This is a genomic window from Thiomonas delicata (assembly GCF_900088825.1).
GTDB classification, from domain to species: domain Bacteria; phylum Pseudomonadota; class Gammaproteobacteria; order Burkholderiales; family Burkholderiaceae_C; genus Thiomonas_A; species Thiomonas_A delicata.
Genome location: NZ_LT592170.1, coordinates 760,985 through 778,844 on the forward strand (window position 1 = coordinate 760,985; position 17,860 = coordinate 778,844).

General features: G+C 68.7%; 16 protein-coding genes. 1 reads left to right on the forward strand and 15 read right to left on the reverse strand.

Annotated features, from left to right (window positions below):
• Positions 1-26: 26 nt before the first annotated feature.
• From THIARS_RS18525 to THIARS_RS18530, 10 genes are all read right to left on the reverse strand, one after another.
• Positions 27-188, reverse strand: coding sequence for a hypothetical protein (locus THIARS_RS18525; protein ID WP_186436556.1), 162 nt, complete (start codon positions 186-188; stop codon positions 27-29).
• On the reverse strand, positions 185-928 hold the full coding sequence (locus tag THIARS_RS03580) for a High-affinity Fe2+/Pb2+ permease (RefSeq protein ID WP_094159503.1): 744 nt from the start codon (positions 926-928) through the stop codon (positions 185-187). The genes THIARS_RS18525 and THIARS_RS03580 overlap by 4 nt, the downstream gene beginning before the upstream one ends.
• Positions 925-2,004, reverse strand: a complete 1,080-nt coding sequence (locus THIARS_RS03585) for an ABC transporter ATP-binding protein (protein WP_094159504.1) — start codon at positions 2,002-2,004, stop codon at positions 925-927. Before THIARS_RS03585 ends, THIARS_RS03580 begins: the two co-directional genes overlap by 4 nt.
• Positions 2,005-2,006: 2 nt before the next feature.
• The gene (locus tag THIARS_RS03590) at positions 2,007-3,722 is read right to left on the reverse strand and encodes an ABC transporter permease (RefSeq protein ID WP_094159505.1); all 1,716 of its coding nucleotides are present in this window, start codon (positions 3,720-3,722) and stop codon (positions 2,007-2,009) included.
• A gap of 58 nt (positions 3,723-3,780) precedes the next feature.
• Positions 3,781-4,824 carry an ABC transporter substrate-binding protein gene (locus THIARS_RS03595; protein WP_094159506.1) on the reverse strand — a complete coding sequence of 348 codons (1,044 nt, stop codon included), beginning with the start codon at positions 4,822-4,824 and terminating at the stop codon, positions 3,781-3,783.
• A complete protein-coding gene (locus tag THIARS_RS03600; RefSeq protein ID WP_094159507.1) occupies positions 4,821-5,558 on the reverse strand; it encodes an energy transducer TonB in 738 nt (245 codons plus the stop codon). The genes THIARS_RS03595 and THIARS_RS03600 overlap by 4 nt, the downstream gene beginning before the upstream one ends.
• Positions 5,555-5,965: an ExbD/TolR family protein gene (locus THIARS_RS03605; RefSeq protein ID WP_094159508.1), complete on the reverse strand. Its 411-nt coding sequence runs from the start codon at positions 5,963-5,965 to the stop codon at positions 5,555-5,557. The genes THIARS_RS03600 and THIARS_RS03605 overlap by 4 nt, the downstream gene beginning before the upstream one ends.
• Positions 5,966-6,065: 100 nt before the next feature.
• Positions 6,066-6,827 (reverse strand): MotA/TolQ/ExbB proton channel family protein, encoded by a 762-nt coding sequence (locus THIARS_RS03610; protein ID WP_094159509.1) that lies wholly within the window; start codon positions 6,825-6,827, stop codon positions 6,066-6,068.
• 137 nt (positions 6,828-6,964) lie between these two features.
• Positions 6,965-9,310 (reverse strand): TonB-dependent receptor, encoded by a 2,346-nt coding sequence (locus THIARS_RS03615; RefSeq protein WP_094159510.1) that lies wholly within the window; start codon positions 9,308-9,310, stop codon positions 6,965-6,967.
• Between the two features lie 214 nt (positions 9,311-9,524).
• On the reverse strand, positions 9,525-10,226 hold the full coding sequence (locus THIARS_RS18530) for a winged helix-turn-helix domain-containing protein (RefSeq protein WP_186436557.1): 702 nt from the start codon (positions 10,224-10,226) through the stop codon (positions 9,525-9,527).
• A 317-nt stretch (positions 10,227-10,543) separates the two neighbouring features.
• Here THIARS_RS18530 and THIARS_RS03625 point away from each other — a divergent pair, with 317 nt between their 5' ends.
• Complete coding sequence (locus tag THIARS_RS03625) at positions 10,544-12,322, forward strand: DUF6600 domain-containing protein (protein ID WP_186436558.1); 1,779 nt, start codon at positions 10,544-10,546, stop codon at positions 12,320-12,322.
• 105 nt (positions 12,323-12,427) lie between these two features.
• Here the strand turns inward: THIARS_RS03625 and THIARS_RS03630 are convergent, their stop codons facing one another.
• The 5 genes from THIARS_RS03630 to prmC all read right to left on the reverse strand — a co-directional run bounded on the left by THIARS_RS03630 (position 12,428) and on the right by prmC (position 17,543).
• Positions 12,428-14,200, reverse strand: coding sequence for an alkaline phosphatase family protein (locus THIARS_RS03630; protein ID WP_094159513.1), 1,773 nt, complete (start codon positions 14,198-14,200; stop codon positions 12,428-12,430).
• A 207-nt stretch (positions 14,201-14,407) separates the two neighbouring features.
• Positions 14,408-15,637 carry a carbohydrate porin gene (locus tag THIARS_RS03635; protein ID WP_245845477.1) on the reverse strand — a complete coding sequence of 410 codons (1,230 nt, stop codon included), beginning with the start codon at positions 15,635-15,637 and terminating at the stop codon, positions 14,408-14,410.
• On the reverse strand, positions 15,595-16,182 hold the full coding sequence (locus THIARS_RS03640; RefSeq protein ID WP_094159514.1) for a UbiX family flavin prenyltransferase: 588 nt from the start codon (positions 16,180-16,182) through the stop codon (positions 15,595-15,597). Before THIARS_RS03640 ends, THIARS_RS03635 begins: the two co-directional genes overlap by 43 nt.
• Positions 16,183-16,195: 13 nt before the next feature.
• On the reverse strand, positions 16,196-16,510 hold the full coding sequence (gene grxD, locus THIARS_RS03645; RefSeq protein WP_094159515.1) for a Grx4 family monothiol glutaredoxin: 315 nt from the start codon (positions 16,508-16,510) through the stop codon (positions 16,196-16,198).
• Positions 16,511-16,703: 193 nt separating this feature from the next.
• Positions 16,704-17,543 (reverse strand): peptide chain release factor N(5)-glutamine methyltransferase, encoded by an 840-nt coding sequence (gene prmC / locus THIARS_RS03650; protein WP_094159516.1) that lies wholly within the window; start codon positions 17,541-17,543, stop codon positions 16,704-16,706.
• Positions 17,544-17,860: the final 317 nt, after the last annotated feature.

Sequence of the window (17,860 nt, forward strand, 5' to 3'; positions counted from 1 at the left end):
CCCCCAGCGTCCGTCCGGCGCCGGATTCAGTGGCCTTGCCACACGCTGGCGGCGATGAGGGCCGCCACCAGCACCCAGCCGCTGGCGGCCGGCGCCCAGCGGGCGACCGTCCAGGCCAGTAGCACCGCCGCCGCCACCGACGCGATATTGCGCACGTCGCCGAAAATCAGTTGCATGACTTTTTTCATGCGCCCGCTCCTTGCACGCCGGCCATGGGCACGCGCAGCTTGAACGCCGCGAGGCGCCCGGCCACCACGTACACCGCGAACAGGAGCAGCAGCGTGGCGTCGCCCAGCGGCCACACCTGGGCTTCGCCCAGCAGCCCGCCCAGGCTCCAGAAGGTGCCGAACGACAGCAGCGCGCACGCCACGGTGAACTTGAGGGTGTTCTCCGGCACCTTGGTGAGCGGCTTGCGCAGCACCAGGCCCACGGCAATCACGGCCAGCAAGGCCGCCAGCGCGCTGGCGGTGGCCTGGCCGTAGCTGATGGTGCGTCCGAGCGCCACCACCAGCAGCCACACCTCCAGACCTTCGAGCAGCACGCCCTTGAAGGCCACGGCCCAGGCCACGCGGGTTTCGGCGTGGTCGATGGCCTTGCGCGTCTCGGCGAACTCCGCGGCTTCGTCGTGCAGCCTGGTGCGCCCGGCGTAGCGGCGAATGGCCTTGACGTACCAGCGCAGCCCGAACAGCAGCAGGAATAGGCCGATGGCGGCGCGGATCAGGCCGATGTCGGCCTGCACCACGGCCAGGCCGATGCCGGTGACCGCGATCAGCCCCGCCACCACCGCCAGCGCCGCCAGCGCCGCGCCTGCGGCGCGCGCCCAGCCGATGGTCAGCGCCACCGCCAACACGATCGTGAAAGCCTCCACCCATTCGACGCCGGACGCCAGAAAAATCGCGCCCATCCCGCCCCATTGCGTTGCATTCATGCCGCCACGTCCTCCGTTGTCGTGCTGGTTTCGGGGAAAAGAAAAACCTGTGCCGCGCCGATGCGCAGATCCAGCATGCCGTCCGCCGGACGCGCCGTGGCGGGCAGCCGAAGCTGGACGCCATGCAGGTCCACGCGCCATTCGTCGCGCTCGCCGGCCGGGCGCCGACCGAGCACGCGCGCACGCACCGGCCAGTACGCCTGGGCGCCGTTTTCGGCGTCGTCCGCGCGCAGCGCGGAGGCCCGAAGATACAGCGCGTAGCCGCCGTCGACCTGGCCGGCGAGCTGGGGCGGCGCGTCGACCACGCCCCACGGCGCGTGCAGCCGGCCCGCGCGCAATGTGGCGGGCCAGGGGCCGTGCGCACCGGTGAAGCGGGCGACGAAGGCGGTCTGCGGTTTGTGCAGTAGGTCCATCGGCGCGCTCAACTGCAGCAGCCGGCCTTGCGCCATCACGCCGACGCGGTCGGCCAGCGCCAGCGCCTCGTGGTGGTCGTGGGTGATGTACAGCGCGCTGATGCCGTGTTCGCGCACCACCTCGCCGATGAGGTCGCGCAGCTCCTCGCGCAGGCCGGCGTCCAGGTTCGACAGCGGCTCGTCGCACAGCAGCAGGCGCGGCTTGCCCACCAGCGCCCGCGCCAACGCCACGCGCTGCTGCTGCCCGCCCGAGAGGGCGTGCGGGTGGCGCTCGGCCAACTCGCCCAGGCCCACCTGGCCGAGCATGTGTCGCGCACGTTCGCGCGACGCCCCGCGCCCGAGCCGATGCAGCGGCAGCGCCACGTTGTCCAGCGCGGTGAGGTGGGGCCACAGCGCGTAGTCCTGGAACACCATGCCGAGCTGGCGTTGCTCGGGCGGCAGCCAGGCGCCGCCAGCGGCGTCCACGACCCGCCCGCCCAGGCGCATCGCGCCGCCGTCCAGGCGTTCCAGCCCCGCCACCAGGCGCAGCAGGGTGGTCTTGCCCGATCCGGAGGGGCCGAGCAGGCAGAGGATTTCTCCGGCCTGCAATTGCAGGCTCACATGGTGCAAAGCCGTGATGGCGCCGTAGCGCTTGTGCGCGGAATCGATGTGCAGCAAGGTCATGATCAGGTCCGGTTCGACACACCCAGCTGACGCCATGCCGCTGGCGTCAGGCGCTGGTACGCCCAGTGCGCCAGCAGCGCGAAGGCCAGCAGCACCGCCATGCCCAGCACCTGCAGCAGCGCCTGCTGGTGCAGCTGAAATCCCCCCGCGTACTGCAGCAGGGCCACGGCCAGCGGCGGATGGCCGGCCGGATAGAGCAGCTCGGACGCCGGCATTTCGAACGCGATGGTCAGCACCGCCAGCAGCCAGGCGTAGAACAGCGGGCCGGCCAGCAGCGGCAGGTGCACATGGCGCAGGGTCTGCCCGCGCGATAGCCCGTGCACCCGCGCCGCGTCGCCCAGCGCGCGGTGCAGTTGCGCCACCGGCCCGAGCAGCACGCGGCTGGACGCCGGCACCGCCAGCGCCACATAGGCCATGCCCAGCAGCAGGCTGCCGCCATACAGCGGCGCGTAGGGCTGGTTGTAGGCCTGCAGATACGCGGCGGCCAGCACGATGAGCGGCAGCGCCATCATCGCCAGCAGCACGGTGTCCAGTGCGCGGCCGAGGCGCCCCGGCCGCGCGATCAACCACGCCACCGGCAGCGCGATCAGCACCGTGGCGCTGGCGGCGGCGAGCGCCAGCTCGAGCGAATACGCCACGGCCGCGAGAAGCGGCGGCAGCGCGCGGGCGATCTGCGCCCAGCCGCCTTGCGGCCACGCCACCCCCAGCGCCGCCAGCGTGGGAACCACCAGCGCGAACAAGCCCAGCGCCAGCAGCAGAGCGGCGTGCACCGCCTTGGGCGCGGGGCGCAGGCGCACGCGCGCGGCGGGGCGATGTTTGGAGCCCAGGGTCTGGTGCAGGGCTGCGCGCCGCCCCACCAGCCCTTGCAGACCCATGGCCGGCAGCACCAGCGCCAGCAGCAGCCAGGCCGTGGCGGCGGCCAGCGGGAAGTTCAGCGGCATGCCGTTGACCGCCTGATAGATGGCGTAGGTGCCCATGGTGAAGCCGCTGCTGGCGCCCAGCGTGGCCACCACCGCGAAGTTGCGCAGCGACTCGGCATAGGCGATGGCGAATCCCGCCGCCAGCGCCGGCAGCAGCGCGGCCAGCGCCAGGCGCAGGCGCCAGGCACGCGACAGGCCGTGCACGCGCGCGGCTTCCTGCAACGCGGCGCTGCTGTTCTGCAGACTGCCCTGGGTGACGAGATAGACGTAGGGCATGGTCTTGAGCGCCAGGGTGATGACGATGCCCGCTGGCCCGAGCAGCAGCTGCGCCAGGCGCAGGGCGGCCGGCCAGTGCGCCAGCGGGCCGATGGGCGCGGCCAGCAGCATCCAGCCCGAGGCGAGGAAAAAGTCCGGGAAGATCAGCAGCAGCCACACGCCGGCTTCGATCCAGCCGCGCGCCGGCAGGTCGGTGCGCACGCGCAGCCAGGCCAGCCAGGCGCCCAGCGGCAGCGCCAGCGCGCCCACCAGCAGCGCCACCCACAGCGAGTTCCACAGCGCGTGCAGCGCGTAGCCCTGCGCCGCCTGTCGCAGCGGGGCGAGGGTCATGCGCAAGTCGCCCTGCAGCACATGGGGCATCCAGGCCGAGAGCAAAAAACCCAGCAGGGGATAGGCCCACAACGCCGCGAAGGCCAGCGCCGCCAGCAGCAGCCCGGCGCGCACGGCCCAGCGGCGCAGCAGCGCGCGCGGCCATGCGGCATGCTGCGGCACGGTCAGCGTGTCGGTCTCGGACAGCCACATCGTCGGGAATCCAGGAGGTTGAGGCGTCGGGGGCGTGGCGAGGAACCGGGCGGCGGTCTCAGCGCGCGATGTGCGCCGTGAACCAGTTGATGATCGCGGCTTCCTTGCTTCCCCACAGCGCCGGGTCGATCACCTGGGTATGCACCGTGCCCAGGTCTTGCAGGCTGGGCAGCGGCCGCACGCCGACAAGCAACGGCAGGTAGTTGGAATCGGCCGAAGGGTCGCCATGCTGCATGGCGGCCTGACCCGCCGGGGAGAGCACGAATTCCACGAAGCGCCGCGCCTGCTGCTGCAGCGCGCCGCGGACGGATTTGCCGATGGCCAGGTCCGACGGCAGCACGGTGCTCGGCGCCGGCGCGGCGATCTTCAGGCCCGGCATGTCGTGCGCGAAGCCCAGCGCGGCCGAGCTTTGCACCACCGCGGCGTCGATCTGGCCGTATTGCAGCGCGCGCAGGGTCACGCTGTTGGTGGGGAACACCTTCAGGCCGTTGGCCTTGAGACGCTCGAAATAGGCTTCGCCCGGTTTGTCGCCCATCTGCGCCAGCACACCCGCCACCAGCGGGTAGGTGGGACCGGAGATGGCCGGGTTGTTCATGCCCACCTTGCCGCGCAGCGCGGGCTTGGCCAGATCGTCCCAGGTCCTGGGCCAGTCCGCCGGGGCGATGCGCTCGGGGTTGAACAGCACCACGCCGGCATAGGTCACGCCCACCGGCTGCCAGCAGCGATCGGCGGGCTCCAGCTCCTGGCCCAGCGCCGTGTAATGCACCGCCGGCGCCCAGCCGCATTGCAGCAGCCCCTGTTTGGCAAAGGTCTGCATGGCCTGGTTGCCGTCCAGCCAGATCACGTCCCACTGCGGGTTGTGCGCTTCGGCCTGCACCCGCGCCAGCAGCGGCCCGGTGCTCAGGTGGATGAGGTTGACCGGAATGCCGGTGGCCTTGGTGAAGGCGTGCGCGACCTTCTGGTCGTAACCCATGGCGCCGTACACCGTGAGCGTGGCGCCGAGCGCCGCGCCGAGACCGCCTGCGGCGAGCAGCAGGGCCACGGCGCCGAGGCGCAGCTTGGTGGAAAGGCGCGAGGGCAAAAGCTTGATCGAGAGCTTCATGAATCGTTCAGGTGAAAGCGCACCCAGATGTCGAAGGTCATGCTCCGGCCTTGCAAGGGCGTGGGCGTGGCGGGATAAGGCGCCCGGCGCACGGCGTCCATCGCCGCGTTGTCCAGCAGGTCGCTGCCGCCACTGGTGACCACGCGCACGCCGCTGATCTGGCCGTCGCGGTAGGTGAAGGCCACCAGCGTCTTGCCTGTCAGATGCATCAGGCGCGCGGCCGTCGGGTAGTGCACCGCGGCCTGGATGGCGCTGCGCAGTTGCGCCTCGAAATCCGCCTTGATCGAAGCCAGGTCCACCGCAGGCGGGGCTGGAGGCGGGGGAGGCGCAGGCGGCGCGGGCGCGGCCACCGGCATGGCCGGATGCGTGTCCGGCACCGGCGCGGGCGGTGCCACCACCTTCGGCGTCGGCAGCGGCGGCGGCACCACCGGTCTGGGCGCCACGTGATGCATCACCGGCTTCGGCAGCGGTTTGGGCTGCGGCTTCGGCATGGGTTTCGGGATCGGCTTGGGGATGGGCTTGGGCGCAGGCGGCGCCACCGTCTTCGGCGCAGGCCGGGGCGCCTCCAGCACGATCTGCATCGGCGGCGGGGGCGGCGGCTCGGGCGCATGCCGGGCGTACCACAGCACCCCGCCGATCAGGGCCGCCTCCACCACCAGCGCCAGCGCCGCCGCCGCCGGCCAGCGCCGCGCGTCGTCCGGCTCGCGCCAGGGCGCGGCATGCACCGCGCTCATGGCTGCGTACCCCCGCCCCCCGGCTGCGCGGCCAGGCCGATCCTGGTCACCCCGGCGGCGCGGCAGGCGTCCATCACCGCCATGAGCTGCTGCAGCGAGGTGTCCTTGTCCCCGGCCAGCGTGACCTGCAGCGCATCCGGGTGTGGCTTGGCCTTGAGCACCGCGGTGAGCTGCTGGGGCGTGAGGGTCTGGTGCTCCAGGTGGATCACCCCGGCCTTGTCCACCGCCAGCGTGAGCTGCGGCTTGGGCATGGCCTGCGCGGTGGAGCTGGTGGGCAGGCGCGAGGCGATGCCGGCGTCGGGAATCATGTGCAGCGTGACCATGATGAAAAACACCAGCAGGAAGAACATGATGTCGATCATCGGAATGATCTCGATGCGGGCCTTGCGAGTTTCGAAATACTTCATGGCGACTCGACGGAGAAAAAAGGCGCCGCAGCACGGCTGCGGCCCAAGCGGGCGTGCTGCCGGCCCGCGCTGACTCGCTGACTGGCAGGGAGGATGAGGCTCAGGCGACGTGCTGCTGCAGCACCGCGGGCTTGGCCGGGTGTTGCAGGGCCTGGGGGCGGGCGGCGGTGGGGTGGACTGCGGCGGGATGGGCCGCAGTGGCCTGGCTCGAGGCGCCCTGGCCGCCGTGCACGCCGCCGCTGCGGTAATGCGGGTACATGCGGTTGGTCAGCATGAGCTTGATGCGCTCGAGCTGGTGCAGCACCAGGCGCACGCGCTGGTTCAGGGCGTTGAAGGCCACCAGGCCGAGCACGGCGATGAACAGGCCGGCGGCGGTGGCCAGCAGGGCTTCGCCCACGCCGCCGGTGACGGCCTGGGTGGCCGCTCCGGGGTTGGACAGGGCCTGGAAGGTGTTGAACATGCCGATGATGGTGCCCAGCAGTCCCAGCAGCGGGGCCAGGGTGACGATGGTGTCGAGCACCCACAAGCCGCGGTCGATGCGCGGGGCCTGGTCCATGACGGCTTCCTCGAGGCTGCTGGAGAAATGCTCCAGGGTGTCGCCGAGGTCGTGGGCCAGGGCCACGGCAACGACCTGCGCGGCCGAGGAGCCGCTGTCTTGCTCGGCGCGCGCGCGCAGCAGCCGGGTGTCGACGTGGGCGTGGCCCTTGAGCTCGCGCACCCAGGCCTTGCACTGCGCCTGCATGCGCCCCAGCGCCCAGAACCGCTCGATCATCACCGCCAGCGCCACCGCCAGCAGCACGAACATGATGTACAAAATGCCGCCGGAAGTCTGGGCGAGATGGGTGATGGTTTCAAGCGACATGATCAGACTCCAAAAACTCGATTCAGGACAATCTCGAAAACATAGTGGATCTTTATGTCAACGCTTTGACAGACGGAGGGCAGTATGCGGGAGGCACATTTCCACACATACTGGCCCTCGCGCAATGCGGCCGAGATTCAAAAATCGGCCGTTACGCTGGCGTAAAGGGTTCTTGGCGCGCCAGGCAGGGCAAGAACCTGGCCTTTCGACGCGCCGCCGAGCCAGCCACCGCCGGTAACGAATTCGAACGGGTTGTACTGTTTGTTGGTCGCGTTCAGGACATCAATGCTGAAATGCACGGTATGGACCATCGACTGATGCGTCGGCACAACGCCATCGAGCCCAAGATTCAGCAGTCCGTAACCCGGGATTTTCTGATTGCTCGTCGCCCCCAGTCCGTTGTCAAACATGTTTTGTGCGCCGACGTATTGATACCAGACCTTCGGCTCCCAAAGCACGCCGGATTGATAGTATTGATAAGTTGCGCCAATATTGAACGTGCGATTCGGCACATTCGCCACCGGAAGCCCGTTGTAGCTGACGCCGCCCGTGACATAATTGTTGAAGTCGGCTTTCTCGATATTGAGGTTGGCAAAAACATTCAAGTTGTACAGCACGTCGTCCGACGCGCTGATGTTCACGCCTTTGTACACGGAATCGCCATTGGCATCGCCAAGATAATTGCCGTTCGAATCAAAGAGCGGGATGTACTGATTGCTGAAATGCAGGTGATAATAGGAGGCGGAGAGCAGGAAATTGTGCAGATAGGCGCTGTTCTTCACGTGGATCTTGAAGCCGACGTTGTAGTCCTGGCTCTTTTCCAGGTTGTAGATGGGCGGATTTGATTGATACAGTCCGCCGCCGCCCCCAACCTGGGGTTCCTTGTACGCAACGGCGTAATTTCCGAATAATGCCAACCAATCCAAGGGGCGATAATTGGCGCTGATCGACGGCTCGGTGTCGTGGTGCGACACATTCGCGGCAGGGAGCGTGCCCTGGTTGTTGTTCGGATACAGGGCGTAGGCCTGGGGAAAATCCGCCTGGGCGCCAGGATAATAATTGGTCTGATCGTTGATGAATCGGATCCCCGGCGTGATGTCAAGGTTGGAAAGAGGGCTGATCTTGTCCTGTGCGAAAACCGCCAGATCGGTTTGATCCCAATAGTCGCTCCGGTAATGGGCATTGGGAACGGTCTGACTTCCGAAATAAGGCGGGTTCGGATTGTAGAATGCGTTGCGCGAATTGTAATGGCTTTTCAGGAAAAACCCGCCGACGCTGATGACGTTATAAGGTAATGAGATGTCGCCCCAAAGCTTGTCTCCGTAGGTCGACGTCGACGGGTTGTTGTGTTCAAACAGGTTGCCGGGATTGCCCATGCCATAATTGTTGTAATGATCATGCACGCGTTCGCCGAGTCGATACCAAATCAAGTTGTGAATCGCGAGATTGGAATCGGCCTGAATATTGAACTTGCCGTAGATCAGGCGGGTTTTATTGGTGTCGATTTTGTACCAGACATTGGCCGGGATCGAGCTGTAAAATCCGGATGTGGGTTGACTATAAAGAGGGGTGTTGGCGGTTCCGTCCAGCGTGACGCCGGCGATGGGCTGAACCGGAATCATCACGGGCCGGTATCCCGTACCGCGGGCCTGATAAAAGCCGAATGACATATCGCCCTGGTCGAGCTGTTTGCGCGTCTTCAGGAAAAACGCGTAGTTCTGACTGCGGTTATCAAAACCATCGACGCTGGTTCTGTAGCTGTTGGAGGAGCCCGTGCCGCCCGCGATGATCGTGGACCAGCCGTCATGGGCTCCGGTGTTCAGGCTGTAGGAGAGATTTCTTGCGCCATAGCTGCCCACGCTCAAACCAATCGAGCCTCCCGCCTGCGGGGTCGGTTGCAGGGGAACGAACGCAATTTGTCCGCCGATGTTGTTGTACCAGCGGTCCTCGGGATCGCCCGGACCATAGGTGATGCCGATGCCTTGCAACAGGCTGAGTTGGGGAACCTGCGGCGATTCCCACAGCCCTGTCGATGGGTTGACCATCGGCACCCCGTCGAAGGTGACGGAGAGGGCGCCGTTGTCGATCTGGCCATTCGAGAAACCGCCCCAGCCTTGCTTGAGGCCATTGACGCTGATGGAGTTCTTCGTCGAGCCGGTGGCGCCGTATCCCGTGACGCCGACGCCAGGCGCAAGAGACAGCGCCTGCGCGCTGCCGCCCACTGGACCGGCCGCCTGCAGTTCGGTTTTGCCCAGGACCTTGGTCGACTGCCCGGATTTGAAGACATGCTCGGGCTGGAGTTTTTTCGATTCCGTGCTTTGGGTTTTGGCCGTCCCGCCCTGGCCACCGGCCTGGACGGTGCCCAGGTCGGTGGCGGCGCTTTGGGCCTGGGCCGCGGCGAACGGCGCCGACAGCAGGGTGGCGAGCAGGGTCTGCGCGAGCACGGTCCGCTTGAACGCGGGCCGGTTGGCTGGGTGTTGCATGCGATCCTCCGGGAATGGCTTTTGGATGTGGCGGGATGGTCGAACGCCATCGGTGTTCGAAGCCACACATTCCAATCGGGGCGCGTGAAGCCGGGGTTACAGAGACCTGACCGCGTTCTGTCCGAGGCGCGCTGAACTGCGTCGAAGTGTGTCGCCGCCGCGTGCGCACGGCATAGGCCGAGGCGTCAGGGCGTGCGAAGCCATCGGCCCCGTCTCAGTCCGGCGTCGCGAAGGGTCCGGCGTCTTCCGTCCGCGCCCAGCGGTAGCCCACGCCGTGCACGGTCTGCAGCCGAACGTCCAGCCCGTGCGGACGCAGCGCGCGACGCAGCCGGCCGACCGCCGTGTGCACGGTGTCGGGGTGGGCGCGGGCCGGAATGTCCATTGCCAGGCGCAGCGCCTGCGGGCTCATCACATGGCCGCGTTGCGCGGCAAGCGACCACAGCAGATGAAAGAGCTGCGGCGCGAGTTCGACGGACTGCGTGCCCACGCGCAGCTGCCGGGTCTGCTCCTGCAGCGCCAGCGTGTCGTCGAGCACCATCCAGCCATCGGGCTGCGGCGCCACGCGCTCGCGCAGCCTGGCCAACTGGGCGCGGATCAGCGGCGCCGTGCTGCCCTGGAGCAGCACGGCATCGACACCGGCGCGCAGCGCCGCCAGCGCACCGGGCGCGGCCACGTCGGGCAAGAGGGCCACCACGCCGGGAAGCCAGCCGCTGGGCTGGTGACGCAGGCGCATGGCCCAGGTGGTGAGTTCGTGCGTGTCGTGGCCGCTCACGGCCAGCGCGGCCCAGGCGTCGCCCGCGCGCAGGCGCTGCAGGGCCTCCTCCGGCTGCACGGGTTGCGAGTTCGGGTCGCCGCAATCCGCGCAGGACGTGTCGAAACGCACGCACAGCACGGAATGTTTGACAGGATCGCTCATGACACTCGCAAGCCGGGAACTGGCTCGGGGTGCCGGCGGCACGCCTTGTGCGCAGCGCGGCAGGTCCGAATCCAGGAGGGCGGGGGAGTCCCGAGTGTCCCTGCATTGCATGACGGCATTGTGACGGGCCGCCCACAGGTTCACAATCGAGGGGCCTCGGCGTGCCTGCGTGGGCAATATCGAGATTTTTTCCGGAATGGGCGGCGGGCGCGAGACGGCGCACGAAGCTCCCCCTCCCGGCCTCCCCCAGGCGTGGGGGAGGTGGGAAAGACAGGCGCGAACCGGTGGAAATTTCCCAGCGGCCCAAGGAGCGCCCCATGAACCGCCACCGCCCTGCTCGCCCTCGCGCCCTGTCACCGGGATGGGGTGCGGTCTTGTGTCTGCTCGCGCTCGTCGGGCTGGCATCTCTCGCCTGGGCGGACGCAGTGCCGGCGCCGCCCAGCGTCGTCGCCCGTCTGGCATGGTTCCAGGGCGCCGTCAGCGTCTGGCCCGCAGGCGCCGGGGGCTGGATGCAGGCCGAGACGAACTGGCCGCTTTCCAACGGCGACCATGTCTGGTCCGGTGCCGGCGGGCTCGTCGATCTGGAGGCGGGGCCGCAATCCGTGCGCCTGGGCGCCGACACCGAACTGACCATGCTCGACCTGCGCGAGGCGCAGACCCAGCTCATGCTGACCCGGGGCGTGCTGGAGATCCGCGTGCCCGCGCTCGATCCCGGCCAGCATGTCGAGATCGATACGCCCAACCTCGCCTATGTGCTGGACAGCGCAGGCTCGGTGCGGCTGGAGGTGAACCCGCTGGACGACTCCACCACGGTGACCCAGGGCGCGGGCAGCGGCACCGCATACGGCGCCGGCGGTGCCGCCTTCACCCTGGTGGGCGGGCGCCAGGTGCGATTCGCCGGGAGCGATCTGCAGCTTGCGGCGGCGACGGACCACCCGCCGCCCGACGCTTTCGACCGCTGGGTGGCGATGCTCGACGCCCGTGCCGACGCCTCGGCCTCGGCCGCCTATGTGTCGCCCTGGGTCACGGGTTACCAGGGCCTGAGCACCTGGGGCGGCTGGGTGCGCAGCGTCGAATACGGCCCGGTGTGGTTCCCGCGCGTGGGCCCGGGCTGGGCGCCTTACCGCGACGGCCGCTGGGCGTGGGTTGCGCCCTGGGGCTGGACCTGGATCGCCGACGAACCCTGGGGCTTCGCGCCGTTCCACTACGGCCGCTGGGCCTGGATCGACGGGGCCTGGGGCTGGGTGCCCGGGCCGCGCGCCGCACCCGCGGTCTACGCCCCAGCCCTGGTGGCCTTCGTCGGCGCTGCACCGGGCGTGTCGTTCAGCCTGACGCTGAGGTCAGGCGCACCCGGCGTGGCCTGGTTTCCGCTCGGTCCCGGGCAACTCTACCGCCCGCCCTACACCTCAAGCCCGGCCTATCTGGTGGCGGTGAACCGGAGCACGGTCATCCCACCGCGCGCCGATGCGCGGACGACGCGCTTCAACGTCCAGCGCGTGGTCGAACCCGGCCAGCTGCCGCCCCATGCGCTGACCGCGGTGCCATTGGCGGCCTTCACCCAAGGCCGGCCGGTGCAAGGCGTCATGCAGCCCGCGCGTTTGCCTGCGGCCGGGCCACTGCCTGTGGGTGACGCGGTACGCATCAAGCCCGACACCAACAGCTGGCTGGGCGGGTCACGCCCCGTGCCGGCTCCCGCCGGGCGCAACGGCCGGCCCGTGCTGGCCACGCGCCCCCCCGCCGCACCGCCCGACCTGCGCGGTGGTTTCGGCGGCGCGGTGCGCGTGCTGCCGCCGCCGCACCGGCGCGAGCGTCCGCCCCCAGAGCCGGCGCCACCGCAAACCCTCATGCCGCTGGAACGCGCCGGCATGCTGCCGCCGCAACCGCCGCGCCGCGCCCAGCCCCCGTTGGCCCCCTACGCGCCCGACCGCAGTACGGGGTTCGGCGCCGAACCCGGACATCCGCGTCAAGGCGGGCGCCCGGAGCGCGCGTACGGCCCCGTGCCTCGCCCGCATGCGCCGGCTCCACCTCGGCAGGGCCAGGTCGCGCCACCGCAGACCCCCATGCCCTTGCAGCGTTCGGGCATGCTGCCGCCATAAAAAAACGGCGGCCGGAATTCTCCGGTCGCCGCGGTGTTCATGCGCGCTTGATGGGGTGTCGCGCGAAGCGACATTGGGCCGGGGCCGCGCGGCCCCGGGTCAGGTTCAGTCGTCCTGCGCGTTCGAATGCCCATCCCCATGACCGTCTTCATGACCATCGCCATGGCCGAAGTGGAACAGGGTCATCATGTTGCCGATGGAAGGCTTGTTGCGCGGCACGTAGGGATCGCCAGGGGTCGGGACCGGGTTGGGCAGGTTGTCGCGGCTGCGCTTGGTCAGCGGCGACAGGCCCCAGTTGGCCTCGATGAACTTGGCGATGGAGGCGTGGTCGGTGTAGGTGTGGTCGACATCGCCGCCGCGCGAGTACGGCGACACCACGATCATCGGGATGCGCGTGCCGTCGCCGAAGAAGTCGATCGGCTGGATATAGCCCGAGTCGTAGTAGCCGCCGCCTTCGTCGAAGGTGATCATGATGGCGGTGTGCGCCCACAGCTTCTTGTTGCTCTTGACCTGGTCGATCACGCTCTTGACGAACTGCTCGTAGTGGTACGGATTGGAGTCCGCCGGATGGCCGGCCTGGCTCTCATACGGTCGCACGAAGGACACCGCCGGCAGCGTGCCGTACTTCACGTCGGACTGGAACTGGCTCATGCCCTGCAGGTTGTTGCGCTGCGCCGAGGTCATGACCGACTTCGAGAACACGAACGGGTCGCAGATCGAGCAGTACTCGTTGGTCGGATGGCCGTTGTTCCAGCCGCCGCTGTACCACTTCCAGGTCACGCCCTTGGCCGTCATCGCGTCGGCCAGCATCGGCATCGTCTGCGGCGGCACCGTGAAATGGGTCGGACCCAGCGGCGCGGGCGTGCCGTCCGGGTTGTAGCCGGGGCCGTAGTTGTTCACGAGGTAGTAGGTGCCGGCTGCGCAGTTGCCGCCGTTGAAGGGCTTGTTGGGCTGGGTGTTCAGATAGTTCATGATGGCCGAAACGCCGGGCTGCGTGGGGTCCGCGCAGTTGACGTAGGAACCGCCCGCATAGCCGTCTTGCTTGTAGAAGTTGTTGGTGCCGGGCATCGGGTCGGGGTTCTCGATCTGGTTGGCCGGCGGCATGGTGGGCGTGCCGTTGGTGTTGTAGAACGCGGCGTCCCCGGCGGTGCCGATGGAGATGAAGTTGGCGCCCGTGCCGCCCATGATGGCCTGGTGGTAGTTGTCGCTGATGGCGTATTCGCGCGCAAGTTTCTTGAAGTACGGCACGTCACCGGTGTGCATGTTGTAGAAACCCATCTGCACGCCGCCCTGATAGGTGTCGGCCGGCGTCGTGGGCGGCACGTTCTGGCCGCCGATGCCCACGGTCTGGGCCACCCAGGTGAACAGGTCATGCTGGCCCTTGTCCACCTGCTGCCACATCTGGAAGAAGCGGTGCACCGGGTCGCCGGTGTAGGAGTCGTACGGCACGTACTTGGTGATCTGGAACGGGCCGTTGGGCAGGTTGGCCGGGAAGCGCTGGTCCGGCACGCCCGGGGGCTGGCCGTTGGCGTAGGTCGTGTTGGGTTGCGGCAGCGTGGCGTAGGGCTGGGTCTTGGTCGGGGCGAGGCGATACACGTCGGTATCGCTGGCCTGCCACTGGGCGGCCTTGCCGAAGTTCGGCCCCGGCGTGCCGTCGGCGTTGACGATGCCTTCGGACAGCAGGTTGTGCACGGTCTGGCCGTGCTTGGGCTTGTAGGTGGCGAACAGATTGTCGAAGCTGTGGTTCTCGCCGACGATGACGATCAGGTGTTCGATCGGCGTGGCGGTCTTGGCGACGGGCATGGCGCTGGCTGCCATGGGCTGCCAAGTGACCAAGGCGCTCAAGGCCGCCACCGGGACTAGGCTGGGTCTACGCATGATGAGGCTCTCCTGTGGGGGTTCCGGCGCCGATCCATCGGCAGGCCCCTGCCGCAAGCGTGCGCCGGTAGACCCCACCGTAGGGCGCGCATGTGATGGCCCAGTGAAGGATTTGTGAAGGATTCGTGGCAGGATTTGTGATGTTTTGCACAAATTTGGGTCCTCGCCAAGGCCCGCGCGGCGTCCGCGCGCCCCCGCGCCCCCGCGTCAGTACTCGATGTGGGCGCGCAGCGTCAGCACGGTGGCGGCCGGGCCGTCGCCGGCGGCGTGCCAGATGCGCTGCACATCGGGTTGCAGGTACAAACCCTCGGCCAGCTTGTAGGCGTAGCCGAGTTCCAGCACGGTTTCGGCGTGGGCTTGGCCGCGCAGGCTGGCGCGGGCCAGGCCCAGGCTCAGGCTGTCTTGCGGCCGGCCGGCGAAAGGCCGTTCCACGCGCAGGCCGAGGCCCAGGTAGCGCGGTACCGGGTCGGCCTCGCCGTCGCTCGCGCCCAGTTGCAGGAAAGCGCCGTAGCGCGGCCCGGCCTGCACGTTCCAGCGGGTTTCGGCGATGGCGTAGACCCCGCCGGTGGACGGCCCCAGCAGCGGGTCGTTCTGCCGCATATGCCACAGCCCCAGCTTGAACAGCTGGCGCGGCTGGCCGTCCGCCATCGTGCCCACGCCCTTGCTGCCTTCCAGCAGGGTGAGGGCGCCGCTGGACGCGACGTGCGAAAAGCTTGGCGGATTGGCCTGCCACACGCCGGCCTGTGCCGCATAGCCATCGCCCAGCGCGGCGCCGCCCATCAGCCCCAGCCCGGGCGTGGGGAAGGTGGCGATGTCGGCATTGCCGGTCAGTGTGGGCACCGGGCCGAACGAGGCGTTGAGCAGCTGTCCGGCCAGGCCCACGGTGGCGAAGTAATAGTTCACGTCCATGATGCCCGCACGCACGAAGCCGGGGCCAAGATCCTGCCGGTAGCTGAGCTGGTAGACGCGCAGGAAGTTGGCGGCCCAGTCGTTGCTGGTGGTTTGCACCGCCCCGGTCTGCGCCGGCAGGTTGCCTTGGGTCGCCAGACCCATGAGGCTGAAGTCCAGCTTGCCTGCGGGCCACAGCCCGGCTTTGCCGGTGTCCAGGCTGCCGCCCAGCTGCAGCAGTGCGTCGCTGGCGGCCTGGCGGCGCAGGCCGCCGGCCGTGACGGCCACCGCTTCGCTGTCCAGGTGCCCCGACCATGACAGCCCCTGGCCCAGGCGGCGCGGCGAAGGCAGCGCCGGCGCATTGAACGGGGCGATCTGGAATTCGCCCCCCAGCGGCGGGGTCTGCGCCCAGGCCGGCGCCGCGGCCAGGCCGCCGAGGAGCGGCATGCAGGCTGCGAGTCGGCGCAGGCGGGATGCGGGCGGCACGCTGGCAGGCGGCGCCGGGCTCAGGCGGCGGTGCTTGCGTCGGCTGCCGGCCAGCCCTGCCATGGTGGCGCCAGATCGTGGGCAATGCCGAACTGCTCCAGCACCCGGCCCAGGGTGTGGTCCACCATCTCGGTGACGCTTTGCGGGCGCTGGTAGAACGCCGGCAGCGGCGGGAAAATGGTGCCGCCCATTTCCGCCACGGCGGTCATGTTGCGCAGGTGGGCCAGGTTCAGCGGCGCCTCGCGCGCCAGCAGCACCAGGCGGCGGCGCTCCTTCAGGCACACGTCGGCGGCACGGGTGAGCAGGTTGTCCGACAGGCCGATGGCGATGGCCGCCAGCGACTTCATCGAGCACGGCGCCACCACCATGCCGTCGGTGCGGAACGAGCCGCTGGCGATGCTGGCCGCGACGTCGCCGATCGGATGCGTCTCGTCGGCGAGAAGCTCCACCTCGCGCCGCGACAGGTCCAGCTCGGCCTTGACGCTGAGCCAGCCCGCCGCGCTCACCACCAGATGCGTGTGCACACCGCCCAGGCGGCGCAGATGCTCCAGCAGGCGCACGCCGTAGACGGCGCCGGTGGCGCCGGTGATGCCGACGATGAGGCGCACGCGGCGTCCGGGTTCAGGCCTTGCCGAGCAGCTGCTTGAGTTCGCCGCTCTCGTACATCTCCATCATGATGTCCGAGCCGCCGACGAATTCGCCTTTCACGTACAGCTGGGGAATGGTCGGCCAGTTGGCGTACTGCTTGATGCCCTGGCGGATCTCCTCGTCCTCCAGCACGTTCACGCTGGTGAACTGGTCCACGCCGCAGGCCTTCAGGATCTGCGTGGCGCGGCCGGAGAAGCCGCATTGCGGAAACTGCGGCGTGCCTTTCATGAACAGCACCACGTCGTTGGACTTGACGAGCTGGTCGATGCGTTGCGTGACGTCGGACATGGGAACCTCGGGTACAGGGTTTGCGCGGATCGAATCGCCGAACCGCCAATTGTAGGTTTGGGGTGATCCCGGCGGCGCGCGGGGGGTCAAGCCCCGGACCCTGTGCCTGCGGCTGGCGCAGGGTTTGCGGACAGGCCGGCGCGGCTTCGCCCCTGCATGTCTGCGCGCTTTCCCGCCTGCGCCGCCTCTCGGCTCAGGCGCGCAGGCAGCCAGCCGTCACACGCGCGATGCCGGCCAAGTCGGGCAGGCTGCGCGCCTCGGCCAGCCCCGCGTCGCGCAGCAGCGCCCGCACCGCCTCGGCCTGGTCGTAGCCATGCTCGATGGCCAGCCAGCCGCCCGGCGCCAGATGCGCCGGCGCCTCGGCGACGATGCGCCGGATGTCCGCCAGGCCGTCCGCGCTGGCGCGGCTGCCCACCAGGGCCAGCCGCGGCTCGTGCGCCAACGCCTCCAGGTGCGGGTCCGCCTGCGCCACATAAGGGGGGTTGCTCAGGATCAGGTCGAAGCGCGGCGCGTCCGCGGGCAGCGCCGCGTACCAGTCGCCCAGAAACAGCCGCGGCGCGCCGCCCGCGCGGTCGGCGGGCAGCAAGGCTTGGGCGTTGCGCGCCGCCTCGGCCAAGGCCTCGGCGCTGGCGTCCACCGCCCACACCGCGGCGTGCGGGCGCGCGTGGGCCACGGCCACGGCGATCGCCCCGCTGCCGGTGCCCAGGTCCAGCACGGCGGCGCCGCGTTCCGGTGCGATGCGGTCCAGCGCGAAATCCACCAGCAGCTCGGTTTCCGGCCGCGGCACCAGCACCGCCGGACTCACCGCGAAGCGCAGACCGAAGAACTCGCGCCAGCCCAGCACGTAAGCCAGGGGTTCGCCCGCGCGCAGGCGCTCGGCCCGCGTTTCCAGGCGCTGCAGCGTCTCCGCCGCCAAGGGGGTTTCCGGATGGGCCAGCAAGGCGGCGTGCGACAGCCCTGCCACGTCGCGCAGCAGCGCCAGCCCATCCACACGAGCCAGGCCGCAATGACGCAGCCATTCGGAGGTTTGCATGCAGGTGCCGAGGGGGAATGGGAAGGTGGAAATAAATGGGTGGTCCGGATTTTTAATCGAATCGCAAAGCCCTTGCATGGGCCTGAGCGCTGGATTCGTCACTCGAATGCGCGTGGTATTGTGTCCGGTGCCCAATATAATAGGCAATGTGGCGCATCGGATTAAGTTAACAGCCTTAATCGTGCCATGCATTCACGCATGCCGACAGAACGGGCTCGCACTGCCGTATCGCGTGGAATGTGCTGTAGATCTAAGGTCAATACTGTTCAGATAGCAGGCAATCAGTCATAATTCATCCTCATCGAGGTGTCGATGAG